This is a genomic window from Meiothermus sp., assembly GCF_026004075.1.
Classification (GTDB): Bacteria; Deinococcota; Deinococci; order Deinococcales; family Thermaceae; genus Meiothermus.
In genome coordinates, this window is sequence record NZ_BPIK01000001.1 from 1,207,499 (window position 1) to 1,225,280 (window position 17,782).

The window sequence follows — 17,782 nt, forward strand, 5'->3', positions numbered from 1 at the left end:
AAAGGAATGGCGCCATTTCTTCAAACTGGCAGTGCACGGAGTGAGCGATGATCAAACGAGAAGTTCGCAAAGTAAGAATCGGCCTGGCTTCTCCGGATAAGATTCGGAGCTGGAGCTATGGCGAGGTTGAAAAACCCGAGACCATCAACTACCGCACCCTGAAACCCGAACGCGATGGGCTGTTCGACGAGCGCATCTTCGGGCCGCAAAAAGACTATGAGTGCGCCTGCGGTAAGTACAAGCGCCAGCGCTTCGAGGGCAAAGTGTGCGAGCGCTGTGGGGTGGAGGTAACCAAGAGCATCGTTCGGCGCTACCGTATGGGGCACGTGGAACTCGCGACTCCGGTGGCCCACATCTGGTACGTCAAGGATGTGCCCAGCAAGATTGGCACCCTGCTCGACCTATCGGCCCAGGAGCTGGAGCAGGTTCTGTACTTTGCCAAGTACATCACCATCGACCCCAAGGGGGCCATGCTGAACGGCGTGCCGGTGCAGAAGCGCCAGCTCCTCACCGACGACGAGTACCGCGAGCTGCGCTTTGGCCGGCAGGAAACCTACACCATCCCGGCCGGTGTCGAAACCTTCGTCAAGGACGGGGACGAAGTAAAAAAAGGCCAGGAACTGGCCCCCGGCGTGGTGAGCAAGATGGACGGGCTGGTGCTCTTTCGTTTCCCCCGTCGCATTCGGGTGGAGTATGCCTTCAAAGAGCGGGCCAGCCTGACCCTGCCCAGGGCGGCCTGGATTGAACAGGAGACCTACAAGCCGGGCGAGCCTTTGGCCGAGCTCGAGGCTTCCTACCAGATCACCAGCGAAGATGCTGGGGTGGTGGATCTGGAAGAGCTGAGTGACGGTGCTCTGGTCAAAATCCTCGACCCGGACACCGCCGCGCTCGTTGCGATTTACCTGATTCCGGCCGGTATGCACCTCAAAGTGGGGCAGGGCGAGCTGGTCGGGAACGGCGACGTGCTGGCCCAGGGCAAAGGACAGCTTCGGATGCCCAAAGGCCTGAAGGTCGAAAAGATGGTGGCCGAAACCTCCAAAAAAGAGGTACAGCTCAGCTTTACCCTCGAGCGCACCCGTGTGGCTGACTACCCCCTCCAGCCCCATATGCACGTCCTGGTTGGTGAGGGCACCCAGGTGCGCAAAGGCGACAAGCTGGTCGGGGCCATCGAGCCGGAGGAAGAGGTCTACGCCGAGGCCGACGGGGTGGTGCACCTGCACGAGCCGGCCTCCATCGTGGTGATGAAGGCCAAGCTCTACCCCTTCGAAGACGACGTGGACGTGACCAACGGCGACCGGGTCTCACCCGGCGATGCCCTGGCCGATGGCGGCAAGGTCACCTCGGAGATCTACGGCCGGGTGGAGGTGGACTTCATCCGCATGGCAGTACGGGTGATCGAGTCCTACGACATCGACGCCAAGATGGGGGCCCAGGCCATCCAGGAGCTGCTCAAGGAGATTGACCTGGGTGTGCTCGAGGCCGAACTGGTCGAGGAGATGAAGCACCCCAGCCGGGCCAAGCGGGCCAAGGCCCGTAAGCGCCTGGAAGTGGTGCGGGCCTTCCGCGACTCGGGCAACCGCCCCGAGTGGATGATCCTCGAGGCCGTGCCGGTGCTGCCCCCCGACCTGCGCCCGATGGTGCAGGTAGACGGCGGGCGCTTTGCGACCTCCGACCTCAACGACCTCTACCGCCGCCTGATCAACCGCAACAACCGTCTGCGCAAGCTCCTGTCACAGGGTGCGCCCGAGATGATCATCCGCAACGAGAAGCGGATGCTCCAGGAAGCCGTGGACGCCCTGCTGGACAACGGACGCCGGGGCACGCCGGTTACCAACCCCGGCTCTGACCGGGCTCTGCGCTCCCTTACCGACATCCTCTCGGGCAAGCAGGGCCGCTTCCGTCAGAACCTGCTGGGCAAGCGCGTGGACTACTCGGGCCGCTCGGTGATTGTGGTGGGGCCGCAGCTCAAACTGCACCAGTGCGGTTTGCCCAAGCGCATGGCCCTGGAACTCTTCAAGCCCTTTTTGCTCAAGAAAATGGAGGAGAAGGGCATCGCCAACAACGTCAAAAGCGCCCGCAAGATGCTCGAGCGTTCCCGCGACATCAAAGACGAGGTCTGGGACGCCCTGGAAGAGGTCATCCACGGCAAGGTGGTGCTCCTGAACCGCGCTCCCACCCTGCACCGCCTGGGCATTCAGGCCTTCCAGCCGGTCTTGGTGGAGGGGCAGAGCATCCAGCTTCACCCGCTGGTCTGCGAGGCCTTCAACGCCGACTTCGACGGCGACCAGATGGCCGTGCACGTGCCGCTATCCAGCTACGCCCAGGCCGAGGCCCGCATCCAGATGCTCTCCTCGCACAACATCCTCTCGCCGGCCTCGGGTGAGCCGGTGGCCAAGCCGGCCCGCGATATCATCCTGGGCCTTTACTACATCACCCAGCTCCGCCGCGAGAAGAAAGGCCAGGGTCTGGAGTTTGCCAGCATCGAAGAAGCCCTCCAAGCCTACGAGCAGGGCCGGGTGGCCCTCAACGCTAAAATCAAGGTAGCGGGCAAGGAAACTAGCGTGGGCCGCCTGAAGTACGTCTTCAGCAGCGTGGACGAGGCCCTGCTGGCCGTGCAGAGCGGGGTGGTGGATCACCAGGATGTGGTCACGGTGCGCCTAGGCGACAAGCTGCTGGAAACCTCGCCGGGCCGGATGCTGTTCCTGCGGATTGTGAGCGAGGCCATCGAAGACCCCGAGAAGGCCCAGGAACTGGTGAACCTCGAGGTAGCCCAGGAGAAGAACTCCCTCAAAGACCTGGTCTACAAGAGCTTCCTGCTGCTGGGCATCGAGAAAACCGCCAAGCTCCTGGACGCCCTCAAGTACTATGGCTTCGTGCTCTCCACCACCTCGGGCATTACCATCGGTATCGATGACGCGGTGATCCCGGCGGAGAAGAAGCAGTACCTGCAGGAGGCCGACGCCAAGCTGGCTCAGATCGAGCAGGCTTTCGAGATGGGCCTGATGACCGAAGAGGAGCGCTTCCAGCAGATTTTGCAGCTCTGGAGCCAGACCACCGAGAAGGTCACCAGCGCGGTGTTCAAAAACTTCGAGGAAAACTATCCCTTCAACCCGCTCTACGTGATGAGCCAGTCGGGGGCCCGTGGGAACCCCCAGCAGATCCGCCAGATCTCCGGGATGCGCGGCCTGATGGCCAAGCCCTCGGGTGAGACCTACCCGGTGCCGGTAAAGGCCTCCTTCCGCGAGGGCCTCACGGTGCTGGAGTACTTCATCTCCACCCACGGGGCCCGTAAGGGTGGGGCCGATACCGCGCTGCGTACCGCCGACTCGGGCTACCTGACCCGCAAGCTGCACGATGTGGCCCACGAGGTGATCGTGCGGGAGGCCGACTGCGGTACACCCGACTATATCTCGGTGCCCCTCTTGCAGTTCGACGAGGCTTTCCGCAACAAGCGCCTGCGCAAGAAGGGCGACATTGAGTCGGGGCTGTATGGTCGCACGCTGGCTAGAGAGCTCGAGGTCAGGGGCCGGGTCTTCCCGGAAGGGCACCAACTGAGCCTCGAGGACGTCAATTTCATCGTCAAGGCTGCCGAAGAGCGCCTGATTGAGGAAGTGCCGGTGCGCTCGCCCCTTACCTGCCGCACCCGCTACGGAGTCTGCCAGCAGTGCTACGGCTGGGATCTGTCGGCGGCCAAGCTGGTCTCGATTGGCGAAAGCGTGGGGGTGGTGGCCGCCGAGTCCATCGGCGAGCCCGGCACCCAGCTCACCATGCGTACCTTCCACACCGGCGGTGTAGCCACCGGCACCGACATCACCCAGGGTCTGCCCCGCGTGATCGAGCTGTTCGAGGCCCGTCGCCCCAAGGTGAAGGCGGTAATTGCCGAAATTGACGGAACAGTACACATCGAGGAGCTCGAGGACAAGGTGGTCATCTACGTCTCGAGCGAGGGCTTCTCCAAGGAGTACAAAGTGTCCAAGGAGACCCGCATTACCGTCAAGGAGGGCGAAACGGTGGAGGCCGGCCAGCCCCTGACCCGCGGTGCGATTGACCCCCACCAGCTTCTGGAGGCCAAAGGCCCCGAGGCGGTGGAACGCTACCTGACCGACGAAATCCAGCGCGTCTACCGCGCCCAGGGCGTGAAGCTGCACGACAAGCACATCGAGGTCATTGTGCGGCAGATGCTCAAGTACGTCGAAATTACCGACCCGGGCGATAGCCGTTACCTGGAAGGCCAGGTCATCGAGAAGTGGGATGTGGAATCGACCAACGAGGCCCTGATGGCCGAAGGCAAGACCCCGGCCAGCTGGAAGCCCATGCTGATGGGGGTGACCAAGAGCGCCCTCTCAACCAAGAGCTGGCTCTCGGCGGCCAGCTTCCAGCACACCACCCACGTGCTCACCGAGGCCGCCATTGCCGGCAAGCTCGACGAGCTAATTGGCCTGAAAGAGAACGTGATCCTGGGCAAGCTGATTCCCGCCGGTACCGGCTCCGACTTTGTGCGCGACACCCAGGTGGTTGACCAGAAGACCCTCAAGCGCCTCGAGGAGGCCCGCCGCGAGGCCGAGCAGGCACCGGCTGGAACCCGCCGCCCCGGTGTGCGCCCCGAGCAACCTGCGCGCGAACTGTAAAACCCTGCTATGGGCTGTAGGCTGTTGGCGCTGGCTAGCGGCCTACAGCGCTGGTTTGGTGGAGAATGAAAGCCAAACTTTACCTAACTTTTCAGCAGGTGGGAGCTGATTTATTTGCAGCAGGGCTGGCCTCGGCCACCTCGGGCAACTATTCCGTTCGTGTGGGGGAGGGCCTCTGGATAACCCGCTCGGGTGCTCAGAAGGCCCACCTAACTCCGGAAGATATCATGCTCTTGCCCCTCGAGTCTGACCCCGAAAAAGACCGGGGCGCGTCGGTGGAGCGGGTGATCCACCGTGCCATCTATCATCAAACCGATGCCACCGCCGTGGTGCACGCCCATCCGCGCCACGCCATTGCCCTGTCGTTTCACCTCGATGCCATCGAACCGATTGACCTCGAGGGGCGCTATTACTTCGAGCGAATCCCGGTGGTAGCCCCTAAAACACTTTCAGGAACCCAGGAAGCAGCCGAGGCAGTAGCAGAGGCTCTTGAGCAGCACTCTGCTTGCGTGGTTCGCGGCCACGGGGCCTTTGTTAAAAGTAGCCTGGAGGCTCCGGAGCAGGCCCTACTGCAAGCTTACTCGTTGATGACGAGCCTCGAGGAAGCCTGTGAAGTGCTTTTTCTCGAGCGTCTGTGGTGGGGAGGTCGTAGTAGGGCTTCCTCGAAGTGAGCGTCTCGAGGAAACCTGCGAGGTGCTGTTTCTCGAGCACCTATGGCGGGGAGGGCAAAGCGGGGCTTCATCGAAGTAAGAGGAAGCTACAGAAGGGTTCCGGTGCGGCTTAGGGGTAGACTGGGCCTTGATGAAGGTGCTTTTCGTAGAAGGTAAGAACCCGGAACCCCTGCACCAGCTCGCCCGGCAACATCCCTATCCCTACCGTCTGCTTCACCGGCCTGAACAGGGGCTTTACCTGCTCGAGGTCTGGGCGTATGGCCCCGAGCTGGAGACAGCGGCGATGGCGCTCGAGGGTTTTCATAGCTGGAGCTTTGAACTGCTCGAAGAAGGGCTTTGCCGCCCCTGAAGGAACCTTATGCGTGAAGAAATTGACCTGATTGCAGTGGACGATGGTGTAGAAGTTTATGTAGAGGACACCGGCCCGCTCGAAGCCCCGGCGATTGTGGTGCTGCACGGCGGGCCGGGGAGTAGCAGCTATATCTTGCGGGAGGGTCTGGAGGAGTACCTCGAGGGCTTTCGCGTAATTTACCTAGATCAGCGTGGGGGTGGGCGCAGCCCGGCCCTGCCCGAGATACCAGGTCTTTTTACCATTGATGCTCTGGTAAGCGACCTTTTCCACCTGCGCGACCACCTGGGCCTCAGTTCCTGGACGCTGTTGGCGCACGGCTTCGGAGGCGTGCTGGCGCTAGATTATGCGCGCCGCTCGCCCGATACCACCGAGCGTCTGGTGCTCATCAACCCCTGGACCAACTTCCCCTGGCTGGCCCGGCAGCTTTACCGGGCCTCGCTGGCGCTGCGGGGCATGGATGAAAATGCCGATATACCGCTGCCCGAAGACGGCACCCGGCTATTGCAGGAGGCCTTTGCATCCGTAGACCCCAAAGCAGCCTTCGACCAACTGCTGTTTCCCAGCCAGCACAGCCGAATGGAGTACGAGTGGCTGGCCGAGGGTTCAACTGTCGTGGGTGCCGATACGCCGGGGCGGATGTTTGTGCTCAACGGCCTCTGGCGGCTGGATTACACCCCTTACGTGCTCGAGGTTCGCTCGGACACTACGGTGCTGGTTGGTACCCTGGATGCCAGCAGCTACCCGGAAGCCCAGACCGTCGCCGATCTGGTGGGGGGCCGACTCGAGCTCATCGAGGGGGCGGGCCATTATCCCTGGATAGATCAACCCTACGCCTTCGAGGAGGCACTGCAAAACGCCTTGCCAGACCTACTTTGAGGCTAGACTTTCGCTACGGCCAGCTCGCCATCGCTGCATTTCAGCAAAGACAGCTAACAAATTGCCCAAGAAGCTGTAGCCCCGTCTTAGGTTAAGTTCAATACACAACCTCCCAAGGTTTGGCCGTAGCCTGAACCTCGGGAGGAAGACCATGAAAAAGTGGATGATGATTGTTGGCTTGTTGTTTGTTGGTGTGGTGGTGGCTCAGGTATCCAGCCTTGCTGAGAATATCCGCGCCTACGCAAGCTGGACTCGAGTAAATGTTAACAAGATCAACTCTGCTGGAGCACACCCCTTGGGTAAGGATGTGTATGTCAACCTGACCCCCGACAAGCTGCTGGGCACAAACGGCAATTACAAACTACCCTTTGCCCAGGGGACGATTTTTGTCAAGGAGCGCGTAGATCCCCAGACCCTGCAGGTAACCAATATCTGGGTGATGCAAAAACGCAGCGACAGGGCGGGCGACTGGGCCTGGGCCGCCTACGAGCGTAAGGACAACACATTCCAGGGCGGCGCACTGGCCGACCCAGCGATGTGCGTGGGTTGCCACCAGCAGGCTAATTCAACCGACCAAGTTTTTACCCAGTGGGGCCGGCGGTAACTAAGCCAACTCACCGAAGCCCTCGAGCCAGCGCTCGAGGGCTTGCAAGTTAACCCGATACCGGCCCCTTGTGCCCTCCACCAGCCCCAGGTTACGCAACTCACCCAGTGTGTTGGTAACGGTAACCCGGGTGGTTCCGCACATGGCGGCCAGATCTTCCTGCCTGAGTTCCATGGGTAATTCGCGCCAAGGGGAAAAGTCGGGCACGCTAAAGCGCTGGGCCAGCCAGGCGAATGCACGACCCAGACGATAGGCCGCTGGTGCGGCGGAAGCCTCGAGCTGACCTTCGAGCTGGCTTACCCTTTCAGCCAGTACCTGGGCCAAGCGCAGCGGAACATTGGGTAGCTCTTTAGACACCTGTATAAGCTGGCTTTTCTCGACCGGGCAAATTATCACCCGACTGAGGCAGATGGCCGTAGTGGTATGCGTAGCGTCCGGGGATAGGAAATTGATGCCCAGTAGGTCGCCGCCCCCAGCCACATACACGATGCGCTCCTGGCTTCCGCTGCCCAGCTTCAGTAGCTTGACCTGGCCCTCGATTAAAATAAACAGGCTTAAGCAAGGGTCGCCTTGGTGGAAAAGCACCTCCCCTGGCTCGAATGCTCGAGGTGGGCAGAACTGCCCTAGCATCTGGCGCTCGTGCTCGCTTAGCTGCTCCAGAAAACTGGGTTGGCGTATATAAGCCATGATGCGCAATTATACCTGTATACCTGCGCTCTTCTGGCGCTTTGGTAATACGCTTTGCACCACGCAACCGACCGAGCCTATATGTGAAGCGCTTTGTCCCAGGTGGCCAACGCAGCTTCCTTGAGCACTTCGGCCAGGGTGGGGTGGGCGTGGGAGGCGCGGGCCAGATCCTCCGAAGAGGCATGGAAGGCCATGGCAACGGCTGCCTCGGCTATCAGGTCGCCCGCTCGAGGCCCGATGATGTGAACCCCCAGGATGCGGTCGGTCTCGGCGTGGGCCAGAATTTTTGCGAAGCCGTCGGTGTCGTTCATGGCTCGAGCCCGTCCGTTGGCCGAGAACGGGAAGGAGCCTTTTTTGTAGGGAATGCCCGCCGCCTTGAGTTCCTCTTCGGTCTTGCCTACTGAGGCAATTTCGGGATGGGTATATACCACGTTGGGTATGGAGCTGTAGTCGACATGCCCATAGCCCGTCACCATATACTCCACCGCGGCGTAACCTTCCTCCTCGGCTTTGTGGGCCAGCATGGGGCCAGCGATCACGTCGCCAATGGCAAAGATATTTGGCACCGCAGTCTGGTAATGGGCGTTGACGGGAATCCGGCCCCGCTCGTCGGTGCGGAGGCCCACGTTTTCCAGGCCCAGCCCATCGGTGTTGGGGATGCGCCCGGTAGCCAGCAGAACCCGGTCGGCCACAAGAGGTTCGCCACCTTCGTACTCCACAACGCCTTTCCCATCTTTGGCGTAAGCCGCAGTCACCCGCACCCCGGTGCGGATGTCCAGGCCCTGTTTTTTGAAAATCTTTTCGGCGGCTCTGGCGACCTCGCTGTCCATGCCCCCCAGGATGTGGGGGAGGTACTCCAGCACTGTTACCTTGGCCCCCAGACGGTTCCATACCGAGCCGAGCTCGAGGCCGATCACCCCACCCCCGATCACCACTAGGCGCTCGGGCACGCTGGGGTAGGCGATGGCCTGATCCGAGGTACCCACGATCTCGTAGTCGAGCCGAACCCCTTTGAGGGGGGCCACCTTGGAGCCCGTCGCAATCAGGATGCGCTCGGTCTCGAGCTCCTGCACCCCTTCGGGGCCTTCGACCCGCACCTTATTGGGGGTGAGAATCGTGCCGTGGCCCAGGTAGCGCGTCACCTTGTTTTTCTTGAACAGGTACTCCACGCCCCCGGTGTTGGCTTTGACCACCTTGTCCTTGTGGGCCATCAGAGCCGCCAGATCCAGCTCGACCTGGCCGATTTTGGCTCCGATGATCTGGTTATGCTGGGCGGCGTGGATTTTTTCGCTCGCGTCCAGAAGGGCTTTGGAGGGTATGCAGCCCACCCGCAGGCAGGTGCCACCCAGGGCTTGCTCTTTTTCCACGCAGGCCACATCCAGACCGAGCTGGGCCGCCTTGATGGCCGCCACATACCCGCCGGGCCCCGCGCCGATAACCACAAGTTGATGTTTGGGCATATTTCCTCACCAAAGTTTAGATTTCCAGGGTTAGCCGTACGGGGTTTTCGATGAGTTCCTTGATGCGCTTGAGGAAGGTGACGGCCTCCCGCCCATCCACAATGCGGTGATCGTAGGAAAGGGCCAGGTTCATCATGGGGCGGATGACCACCGCGCCGTTTTTGGCAACCGGACGCTCGACGATGGCGTGCATGCCCAGGATGCCCACCTGGGGCGGATTAAGAATGGGTGTGGAGTTGAGCGAGCCGTAGATGCCCCCGTTGGTGATGGTGAAGGTGCCGCCCATCAACTCTTCGGGTTTGATTTTCTTTTCCCGCACCCGGGCCCCGAAGTCGGCGATCACCGCCTCAATCTGGGCCATCGAGAGCCGGTCGGCATCGCGAATCACCGGTACCACCAGGCCTTCGCCCCCGCCCACAGCGATGCCGATGTCGTAGTAGCGGTGGTAAACGATATCGGTTCCGCGGATTTCGGCGTTGAGCTGCGGGATTTCTTGCAGGGCCTGCACCACTGCTTTCACAAAGAAGCTCATGAAGCCCAGCTTGAAGCCGTATTTTTTCTGGAAGGCCTCGCCGTACTCCTTGCGGAGTTCCATCACCGCGCTCATATCGGCTTCGTTGAAGGTGGTGAGCATGGCGGTGTTCTGCTTAGCTGCCAGCAAGCGCTCGGCGATGCGGCGGCGCAGGGGGGTCATGGGCACCACGTCCTCGCGGCGCTCACCCTTTTGCACCGGTGGGACGGGTGGGGCGCTGGGTGTGGGCTGTGGGGCGGGGGGCGGTGTGGCTACGGCTCGCTGCACGTCTTCTTTCAAGACCCGGCCGCCGGGGCCGCTCCCAGGGATGCTCGAGGCCTGCAAACCGGCCTGCGCTGCCAGCCGCTCGGCCGCCGGCATCACCTTGCTCTCGGCAGCCGCGGCCTGGCTCGGGGCGGGCGCGCTCTGGGCAGGGGTGCTGCTCGAGGCCTCGGCGACGCCTTCTTCTATTAAAGCCACTACATCGCCCACCTTGGCCTGTCCGCTGGGGATGAGGATTTTGCTTAGCCGCCCGGCCACCGGTGCGGGTAGCTCGAGGGTGGCTTTATCGGTAACCAGTTCCACCAGGGGCTCATCGACCTTAACCGTATCCCCTTCCTTCTTAAGCCACTGACCAATCTCAACTTCGGTGATGGACTCACCAACTGCGGGTATTTTGAGTTCCAAGCCCATACTGCCTCCATCCGCGGGTATCACACCCAAACTTGAACTTTACCTCATCTATGCCAAGCTCGATCTGCGCGAGGCCTCACAGCCCCAGGGCTGCCGAAACGATCGCCTGCTGCTCTTTATCGTGCACTTTTTTCGAGCCCACTGCCGGGCTGCTGGACTCGGGCCGGGCCACCACGCGCAACGGGTGCCCAAACATGCGGTCGCCAAAGCGGGCCCGGATAAACCACCAGGCTCCCATGTTGGCAGGTTCTTCCTGCACCCAGACCACCTCGGTTGGCTCGGGGTAGGGGGCCAGGGCAGCCTCGAGCTCTTTGTTCGGGAAGGGATACAGCTGCTCGAGGCGAACGATGTCCACATCGTCTTTCTGAGCGGCCTTGCGGGCGGCCTCGAGGTCGTAAAAAACCTTCCCCGAGCAGAGTATGACCCGCTTGGCTTTGCTGTTGGGCGTACCGGCCAGTACGCGCTGGAACCGACCTTGCGCCAGCTCCTCGAGGCGGGAGACCGCATCGGGGTTACGCAGGAGGCTCTTGGGGGTCATCACAATAAGGGGCTTACGCCAGGGCCGCACCACCTGACGGCGCAGCAGGTGGAAGTACTGGGCTGGGGTGGTGGGGTAGGCGACCTGCATGTTGTCGTTGGAGCAAAGCTGCAAGAAGCGCTCGAGGCGGGCGCTGCTGTGCTCGGGGCCGCCCCCCTCCATGCCGTGCGGGAGCAGCAGCACAATCCCCGAAAGTCGGCTCCACTTGGCCTCGGCCGAGGCGATAAACTGGTCGATAATCACCTGAGCCGTGTTGACGAAGTCGCCATACTGGGCCTCCCAGCCCACCAGGGCCTCGGGCATATCCAGGCTATAGCCGTACTCAAAGCCCAGCACCCCCGCTTCCGATAGGGCCGAGTTGTACAGCTCTACCGGGGCCTGCCCTTCAGCCAGGTGATTGGCTGGGATATACCGTTCCCCAGTGATGTGATCGGTGTAGCCGCCGTGACGCTGGGTAAAGGTTCCCCGTACCACATCCTGCCCGGAGATGCGTACTCGGTGCCCCTCCACCGCCAGCGAAGCAAAGGCCAGCATCTCGGCAGCGGCCCAGTCCAACGGGCGCTTGCCTAGCCCCATCTCGCGCCGGGCCTCCACGAACCGCGCCAGCTTGGGGTGTAACTGAAAACCCTCGGGTAGGTGGGTTAGCCGCTCCATTAAGGCCGCGAGCTTCTCCGTGGCAACCCCGGTCTCAGGGTCGGGAACCCCTTCCTCCGGGCCGCCCAGATAGCCCTTCCAGACCCCACCACCGGCAGGGGGGCGGGTGGGTGTGGGTTCCCGTCGGGCCCCTGAGAAGGCGGCCTCGAGGGTGTCCTGATATTGTTTGGCCAGGGCTTCACAGGCTTCGGGGGTGCACAGGCCTTCCTGCTCGAGCTTAGCCTGGTAGCTAAGGTACAGGGGCTTCTTGGCCGCAATGCGGCGGTACATATCGGGCTGGGTAAAGCTGGGCTCGTCGGTTTCGTTGTGGCCGCGCTTGCGGTAACCAATCAGGTCGATGAACACGTCTCGCTTGAACTCCTTGCGGAAGTCCATGGCCAGCGCTACCACGCCCACCAGGGCCTCGGGGTCTTCGGCATTGACGTGGAAGATGGGGGACTCCACCATCTTGGCGATCTCGGTGGAGTAACGCCCGGCGGTGTACTCGTGGGGCTCGGTGGTGAAGCCCACCTGGTTATTCAGGATGATATGCACTGCCCCGCCCACGGTGTAAGCCGGCAGTCCAGAAATATTAAGTGTTTCCTGCACGATGCCTTCGCCAATAAAAGCAGCATCGCCGTGCACCAGCAAGAGCATGCCTTTTTCCCGCTTTACATCCCCAAAGCGGTCTTGCTTGGCGCGGGTTCGACCCATAGCCACCGGGGCCACAAACTCCAGGTGGGAGGGGTTGAAGTTGAGCGACAGATGCAGCTTGCCGTAAGGGGTCTCGATATCGTTGGAATAGCCCAGGTGGTACTTCACATCGCCGTGGTAGCCCTCGGGAAAGTGCTCCTCGAACTCCAGGAAGATGTCCCGCATGGGCTTCTTAACTACGTTGGCCAATACGTTCAGGCGGCCCCGGTGGGCCATGCCCATCACCACCTCCACCACTCCCTGACGGGCCGCATTTTCAAGAGCGAGATCCAGCAGGGGTATCAGCGACTCAGTACCCTCGAGGCTAAAGGTTTTGGCCCCCAGGTACTTCTTCTGCAAGAACTCCTCAAAGAGCGTGGCTTGCATTAGCCGCTCGTGAATTTTTCTTTTCTGCTCTGGTGAGGGGCGCAAAAAGCCGGACGCCAGGCGGGCCTCAATCCAGTTGCGAACCACCGGATCGTCGAGATGGCCATACTCGATGCCCACCGTGCCGCCAAAACGGGCCTTGTACTGCTCCAACACCGCCCGCAGTGTGGGCGCCCCTAGTTCTGCTGGAATGGGCCGGTCGAGGTCGGCCTCGCTCAGGCCAAAGAACCCGGGGTCAAGCTCAGGGGGCGTACGCCGCTCCCGTTCCAGGGGGTCTATGCGTGCGACCAGGTGCCCCCGCTCGCGGTAGGTGCGCAGGAAACGCACCGCTCGCAAAAAAAACGAGGCCAGCTCGGATAGCGAGGCCTCGTTGGGCGGTTGTCGCTCGGCTATGCCGTTGGTGCCCGCAGGCTCGAGCTGAACACGTTGGAAGTAGCTCGCCCACTCGGCCGGGATGGAGGCCGGGTTCTTCTCGTACTCCTGGTACAGCGCCTCGAGGAAAGCCAGATTCGAACTATCTATCGACCGTTCCATACTCACGGTTTCCTAGTCTACTAGGTTCTGGCCCAAAAAACGTATTGACTCTACCGTCCATCTTGAAAGCGTAGGATCATGCCAGGGTATCTACCAGCGCGGCGGCCTCGAGGTCGAGGTGCGTTACCCCACCTGCCGAATGGGTTACGTAGGCCACCTTTACTTTGTTCCACATGATTTCCAGGCTGTCGGGGTGATGGTTGGTCTTTTCGGCCAGGAGCGCCACCTTGACTGCAAAGGCAACCCCCTGGGCATATGTGTCGAACGCAAAAGTTTTCTCGACCCGGCCTTGAACCAATTGCCACCCAGGCAAGCGCTGCAGCGCGCTGGCAACCTCATTCTTACCGAGCTTGACGGCCATATGTAACCTCCAGACCTCTACCTTACGCCACCTCGAGCCTCGAGAGTGCAGTGAAAACCGCTTTATGCCCTTTGCCGCTCATGGTGTGCGCTGCGGCCACCCACCATCCCACCACCTCGGATTGCACAACGTAAAAATACTGTGATATACTCCTTCCCGGCGCCTTTTTTGGGTAGGTTGCCCCGAGCCACCCAAATAAAGGCAAATTACAGTCTGCGACGGCGTTGGTAGGCGCTGACGCAAAATGGAGATAGCAGTGTTCAAGACCTATGTTCCTGAACCCAAAGAGCCCGGCTGGGTTCTAATTGATGCTGAAGGCCAGCCCATCGGTCGCGTGGCCTCGAAAATCGCTTCGGTTTTACGCGGTAAGCACAAGCCCGACTTCACCCCAAACATGGCTATGGGCGACTGCGTGGTGGTCATCAACGCGGACAAGGTGGTGCTGAAAGGCTCCAAGCCCCGCACCAAGATTTACACCCGCTACTCTGGCTACCCTGGCGGCCTCAAGCGCACCGTGGGGGCGGTCATGCTGGCCCAAAAGCCTGTAAAAGCTGTGGAACATGCCGTCAAAGGTATGCTCCCTAAAGGTACTCTGGGCAATATCATGTTTCGCCGGCTAAAAGTTTATGCCGGAGCCAACCACCCTCACGCGGCCCAAAAGCCCGTTAAGATGGAGGTCGAATAATGGAATACTATTACGGAACGGGCCGTCGTAAAACCAGCGTTGCACGGGTCTTCCTGCGCCCGGGTAATGGCAAGATCGAGATTAACGGTATCCCCTTTACCGAATACTTTGGCGGTCTGGTCAAGGCTGTTGCGGCCCTCGAGCCCCTGCGCCGTGCGGATGCTTCCAGCCGCTTTGATGCCTATATCACCGTGCAAGGTGGAGGTAAAGCCGGTCAGATTGACGCCATTCAGCTTGGCATTGCCCGCGCTTTGGTCAACTACAACCCCGATCTGCGCACCAAGCTCAAGCCTGCCGGCTTGCTTTCCCGTGACCCACGCGAAGTTGAGCGCAAGAAGTACGGTAAGCACAAAGCCCGTCGCGCACCTCAGTACAGCAAGCGCTAGGCATCGAGATTCGAAGCCTCCACCCCAAAGGTGGGGGTTTTTTTCTTGTAACCCACAGCCTGGAGGTGTTCACGGAAAAAACTCAGCCAACCTCAATAGAGAAAAAATTGAAAGAGCCGCAGTATGCTGTGAAGCATGAATAATGCCGAACTAAAGCGCATTATAGACGCACACGACTGGCTCTGGGAGAAGTGGTGGCCTGCCCTGCTGGCGCTAACACCTGAGCAGGCACACCGGGAGGTTGGGGGCTCGTTTCCTAGTGTGCTTGCAACCACGGCACACATGGTCGGCGCCGAGATGGTCTGGCTCGAGCGCCTGCAAGGCAACCCGACAGCCCGCTTTCCGGATCACCCTGCCGAAATTAGGGGCCTATATGAAGCCTGGCAACAACTGACTGTCAGGCGCAAAGACTGGCTTTATGTTGCCGATCCAAACGCACAAATAACCTATAGCTTCTCAGCCGGAACTGCTACCAACACCGTAGCTGAAATTGTGCTGCACGTTGCCAGCCATGCCCATTTTCACCGGGGCCAACTGGCAGCTCAAATGAGACTTCTGGGGCTGCAGCCACCCTCGGCCCACTTTATTGGATTTTTCCGGTGCTGAGTAACCTGCTTCGACAGGGTCGGCTTTGCCGAATATCACGAGAAATTCTTGTGTCACTCAACAAAACCACTACATACAGGGCGCACATGACACTTATCTGACCAAACTGTCGCTACACTTATAACTGATGTCTAGGCTGCTGCTGGTCGAAGATGAGCCTGCTGTACGGCTGGGTCTTCGCCTTTCGCTTTCAAAGGTTGGGCATCAGGTGCTGGAAGCAGCTACAGCTGCAGAGGCCTGGGAAAAGATGTCTGGTGTCGACCTGGTCATACTCGACTGGATGCTGCCCGATGAGCCTGGGGTACGCGTGCTAGAGCGGCTGCGCCGGGACGGACGCTACGAGCACCTGCCAGTGCTGATGCTGACGGCCAGGGCCAGTGAGGGTGACCGTGTAGAGGGTTTGACCCGAGGCGCCGACGACTACCTCACAAAACCCTTCTCCGCTCCCGAGCTAATCGCACGTATTCAGGCGCTTTTGCGGCGCGTGGGTAAGAGTGGTCGCCTCGAGCGCGGGGTACTCAGCCTTGACCTCGAGCGCCACCAAGCATATTTAGATGGACATAGCCTCGAGCTAACCCGCCGGGAGTTTGAACTGCTGGCTTTTTTGGCACGGCACCCTGGCCGGGTATATACCCGCGAAGAACTGCTTGAGCGGGTCTGGGGGCAGGAGTTTTTGGGTACCGCCCGAACGGTCGATCAACACATCGCCCAACTGCGCGATAAACTGTGCGAAGATCCCAAGGCCCCGCGGTTCCTCGAAACCCTGCGTGGGGTAGGTTACCGATTTAAGGAGTGAGGCACAGTGCTGGAAGCCCAGTTGCAGAGTGCATGGGAAGCGGCCCGCGAAGGGGTGCTGATCCATGCTGATGGGCGTGTGGTTTACATAAACCCGATCGCGGCTAGGTTGCTGGAAGTAGAACGTGATAAAGTACTGGGCCGCTCGCTACTGATGGCTCTACGCGACCACAAGCTCGAGTTGGTGTGTTGCACGGGTGGTGAAGCCACCATCGAGACCCGTAGCCGCACCCTCTGGGTCAAGGCTGTTCCAGGCATATTGTTAATTTGGGATAAGACCGAGGAGACAGACCGCTCGGAGGCGCTCCAGGAGTCCAGCAGAATTCTAGCCCACGAGTTCCGAACGCCTGTGGCTGGAATGCTTTCGCTGCTGGAAGCCTTGCAAAGCGGCTTACCTGAGGCCGAGGCCCAGGAGGCCCTTCAGATGCTCTACCAGGAAACCCTGCGCTTGCGCCGTTTGGTGGAAGACCTCCCGCTGGATCGCCGCCCCTCGCAGAACCGAACATTTGCCCTCGAGGAGCTACAGAGTCGTCTGGAGCGCTTTCTAGCGCCCCAACTGGCACAGAAGTCGGCCTGGATTCGGTGGCAGACCCCCCATACCGTCTGGGCCAGTCCCGACGCGGTGTACCAGGCCTTGCTCAACTTGCTCGATAATGCCCTCAAGTACGGCACGGGCCAGGAAATCGTCGTGGAGAGTGGTCAGAATAGCCAGGAAGTATGGCTCGAGGTTCGTAACCAGGGTCAACCCCTCCAGGACTTCGAGCGGCTTTTTCAGGCTGGCCAGCGGGGTGTCCACGCTGCTAATGTGCGCGGAACAGGCCTGGGGCTGGCCTTGGTGCGTCGCCTGGCGGCCGGTTGGGGTGGTACGGCCTATGGCCGAGCTACGGAGAACGGCAACGCCTTTGGCCTGACCTTCCCGATCTACGCGAATAAGACCTCGAGCCGCCCCACAACCCAAGCGCCAGCTTAAACTATACGAGGAGTGTGACTATGCGCGAAATTCTAGACCGGGAACTAAACCAACTGACCGAACAAACCATTCGAATGATCTCGCTAGTACGCGAGATGACGGAGAAGAGCGCCAGAGCCCTAAGCGAGCAAGACCCGCAACTGGCGCAAGAGATCATTGCCCAGGATGCACAGGTGGATGCAATGGAACTGGAAATTGAATCCAGAACCATCACCCTGATCGCCCGGCAGGGATTGGTGGCTTCTGACCTGCGATTTGCTTTCACCATCATCAAAGCCCTAACCGACCTCGAGCGAGCCGCCGACTATGCCGCCCATGTTGCCGAGGACGTGATCCTGTTAGCCAAAGAACCACCGCTTAAAAATTACGTCACCCTTCCAGAGATGGGCCGCCGTTTGGCTCAAATGCTGAATCTCATTTCTAAGGCTTTTGCTGAACGTGATATTGAAGCTGCTAAAGAAGTTTTCCGTCGCGACGACGAAATTGACGCACTCTACGAAGAAGTTTCGCGCGAGCTGCTTACCTATATGATGGAAGACCCACGAACCATCAGCAAAGCCCTTACACTGGGCCGCGTAGCCCGCAGCTATGAGCGCCTGGGCGATCACCTCGAGAATATCTCGGAGCGCATCATCTACTGGCTTACCGGAAAAATGGAAAAAAAGCCCGAAGATGTCTACTAGCAACTAAAACCAGATCCGCTTAACTCATA

General features: G+C 60.4%; 16 protein-coding genes. 11 read left to right on the top strand and 5 right to left on the bottom strand.

Annotated elements, in window-relative coordinates; all coding sequences use genetic code 11:
* Window positions 1–50: 50 nt before the first annotated feature.
* The 5 genes from Q0X18_RS05790 to Q0X18_RS05810 all read left to right on the top strand — a co-directional run bounded on the left by Q0X18_RS05790 (window position 51) and on the right by Q0X18_RS05810 (window position 7,131).
* Complete coding sequence (locus Q0X18_RS05790) at window positions 51–4,628, top strand: DNA-directed RNA polymerase subunit beta' (RefSeq protein ID WP_297563020.1); 4,578 nt, start codon at window positions 51–53, stop codon at window positions 4,626–4,628.
* A gap of 65 nt (window positions 4,629–4,693) precedes the next feature.
* The gene (locus Q0X18_RS05795) at window positions 4,694–5,299 is read left to right on the top strand and encodes a class II aldolase/adducin family protein (RefSeq protein WP_297559655.1); all 606 of its coding nucleotides are present in this window, start codon (window positions 4,694–4,696) and stop codon (window positions 5,297–5,299) included.
* A 130-nt stretch (window positions 5,300–5,429) separates the two neighbouring features.
* On the top strand, window positions 5,430–5,648 hold the full coding sequence (locus Q0X18_RS05800) for a hypothetical protein (protein WP_297559658.1): 219 nt from the start codon (window positions 5,430–5,432) through the stop codon (window positions 5,646–5,648).
* Between the two features lie 9 nt (window positions 5,649–5,657).
* Window positions 5,658–6,527 (top strand): alpha/beta fold hydrolase, encoded by an 870-nt coding sequence (locus Q0X18_RS05805; RefSeq protein ID WP_297559660.1) that lies wholly within the window; start codon window positions 5,658–5,660, stop codon window positions 6,525–6,527.
* A 151-nt stretch (window positions 6,528–6,678) separates the two neighbouring features.
* On the top strand, window positions 6,679–7,131 hold the full coding sequence (locus Q0X18_RS05810) for a cytochrome P460 family protein (protein ID WP_297559662.1): 453 nt from the start codon (window positions 6,679–6,681) through the stop codon (window positions 7,129–7,131).
* On the opposite strand, the gene Q0X18_RS05815 is transcribed toward Q0X18_RS05810, so the two are convergent.
* The 5 genes from Q0X18_RS05815 to Q0X18_RS05835 all read right to left on the bottom strand — a co-directional run bounded on the left by Q0X18_RS05815 (window position 7,132) and on the right by Q0X18_RS05835 (window position 13,628).
* Complete coding sequence (locus Q0X18_RS05815) at window positions 7,132–7,818, bottom strand: Crp/Fnr family transcriptional regulator (protein ID WP_297559664.1); 687 nt, start codon at window positions 7,816–7,818, stop codon at window positions 7,132–7,134. It lies immediately after the preceding gene.
* A gap of 77 nt (window positions 7,819–7,895) precedes the next feature.
* Window positions 7,896–9,278, bottom strand: coding sequence for a dihydrolipoyl dehydrogenase (gene lpdA / locus Q0X18_RS05820; RefSeq protein ID WP_297559667.1), 1,383 nt, complete (start codon window positions 9,276–9,278; stop codon window positions 7,896–7,898).
* 16 nt (window positions 9,279–9,294) lie between these two features.
* Window positions 9,295–10,482, bottom strand: coding sequence for a 2-oxoglutarate dehydrogenase complex dihydrolipoyllysine-residue succinyltransferase (odhB, locus tag Q0X18_RS05825; protein WP_297559669.1), 1,188 nt, complete (start codon window positions 10,480–10,482; stop codon window positions 9,295–9,297).
* Between the two features lie 76 nt (window positions 10,483–10,558).
* Window positions 10,559–13,267 carry a 2-oxoglutarate dehydrogenase E1 component gene (locus Q0X18_RS05830; RefSeq protein WP_297559671.1) on the bottom strand — a complete coding sequence of 903 codons (2,709 nt, stop codon included), beginning with the start codon at window positions 13,265–13,267 and terminating at the stop codon, window positions 10,559–10,561.
* A gap of 76 nt (window positions 13,268–13,343) precedes the next feature.
* On the bottom strand, window positions 13,344–13,628 hold the full coding sequence (locus Q0X18_RS05835; protein ID WP_297559673.1) for a 4a-hydroxytetrahydrobiopterin dehydratase: 285 nt from the start codon (window positions 13,626–13,628) through the stop codon (window positions 13,344–13,346).
* 244 nt (window positions 13,629–13,872) lie between these two features.
* Here Q0X18_RS05835 and rplM point away from each other — a divergent pair, with 244 nt between their 5' ends.
* The 6 genes from rplM (at window position 13,873) to phoU (ending at window position 17,753) form a co-directional block, all read left to right on the top strand.
* Window positions 13,873–14,313, top strand: coding sequence for a 50S ribosomal protein L13 (rplM, locus tag Q0X18_RS05840; protein WP_297559675.1), 441 nt, complete (start codon window positions 13,873–13,875; stop codon window positions 14,311–14,313).
* Window positions 14,313–14,699, top strand: coding sequence for a 30S ribosomal protein S9 (rpsI, locus tag Q0X18_RS05845; RefSeq protein WP_297559677.1), 387 nt, complete (start codon window positions 14,313–14,315; stop codon window positions 14,697–14,699). The genes rplM and rpsI overlap by 1 nt, the downstream gene beginning before the upstream one ends.
* Window positions 14,700–14,834: 135 nt before the next feature.
* The gene (locus Q0X18_RS05850) at window positions 14,835–15,305 is read left to right on the top strand and encodes a DinB family protein (RefSeq protein ID WP_297559679.1); all 471 of its coding nucleotides are present in this window, start codon (window positions 14,835–14,837) and stop codon (window positions 15,303–15,305) included.
* A gap of 127 nt (window positions 15,306–15,432) precedes the next feature.
* On the top strand, window positions 15,433–16,101 hold the full coding sequence (locus Q0X18_RS05855; RefSeq protein ID WP_297559681.1) for a response regulator transcription factor: 669 nt from the start codon (window positions 15,433–15,435) through the stop codon (window positions 16,099–16,101).
* Window positions 16,102–16,110: 9 nt separating this feature from the next.
* Window positions 16,111–17,070, top strand: coding sequence for an ATP-binding protein (locus Q0X18_RS05860; RefSeq protein ID WP_297563022.1), 960 nt, complete (start codon window positions 16,111–16,113; stop codon window positions 17,068–17,070).
* Between the two features lie 20 nt (window positions 17,071–17,090).
* Window positions 17,091–17,753, top strand: coding sequence for a phosphate signaling complex protein PhoU (phoU, locus tag Q0X18_RS05865; protein ID WP_297559683.1), 663 nt, complete (start codon window positions 17,091–17,093; stop codon window positions 17,751–17,753).
* The last annotated feature ends 29 nt before the right edge of the window (window positions 17,754–17,782 follow it).

Bases quoted from the DNA above. Each gene is read 5' to 3' on its own strand.
- Q0X18_RS05855 (WP_297559681.1), top strand. From the start codon at position 15,433: ATGTCTAGGCTGCTGCTGGTCGAAGATGAGCCTGCTGTACGGCTGGGT.
- Q0X18_RS05850 (WP_297559679.1), top strand. From the start codon at position 14,835: ATGAATAATGCCGAACTAAAGCGCATTATAGACGCACACGACTGGCTC.
- rplM (WP_297559675.1), top strand. From the start codon at position 13,873: ATGGAGATAGCAGTGTTCAAGACCTATGTTCCTGAACCCAAAGAGCCC.
- phoU (WP_297559683.1), top strand. From the start codon at position 17,091: ATGCGCGAAATTCTAGACCGGGAACTAAACCAACTGACCGAACAAACC.
- Q0X18_RS05795 (WP_297559655.1), top strand. From the start codon at position 4,694: ATGAAAGCCAAACTTTACCTAACTTTTCAGCAGGTGGGAGCTGATTTA.
- rpsI (WP_297559677.1), top strand. From the start codon at position 14,313: ATGGAATACTATTACGGAACGGGCCGTCGTAAAACCAGCGTTGCACGG.
- lpdA (WP_297559667.1), bottom strand. From the start codon at position 9,278: ATGCCCAAACATCAACTTGTGGTTATCGGCGCGGGGCCCGGCGGGTAT.
- odhB (WP_297559669.1), bottom strand. From the start codon at position 10,482: ATGGGCTTGGAACTCAAAATACCCGCAGTTGGTGAGTCCATCACCGAA.
- Q0X18_RS05830 (WP_297559671.1), bottom strand. From the start codon at position 13,267: ATGGAACGGTCGATAGATAGTTCGAATCTGGCTTTCCTCGAGGCGCTG.
- Q0X18_RS05805 (WP_297559660.1), top strand. From the start codon at position 5,658: ATGCGTGAAGAAATTGACCTGATTGCAGTGGACGATGGTGTAGAAGTT.
- Q0X18_RS05835 (WP_297559673.1), bottom strand. From the start codon at position 13,628: ATGGCCGTCAAGCTCGGTAAGAATGAGGTTGCCAGCGCGCTGCAGCGC.
- Q0X18_RS05810 (WP_297559662.1), top strand. From the start codon at position 6,679: ATGAAAAAGTGGATGATGATTGTTGGCTTGTTGTTTGTTGGTGTGGTG.
- Q0X18_RS05815 (WP_297559664.1), bottom strand. From the start codon at position 7,818: ATGGCTTATATACGCCAACCCAGTTTTCTGGAGCAGCTAAGCGAGCAC.
- Q0X18_RS05800 (WP_297559658.1), top strand. From the start codon at position 5,430: ATGAAGGTGCTTTTCGTAGAAGGTAAGAACCCGGAACCCCTGCACCAG.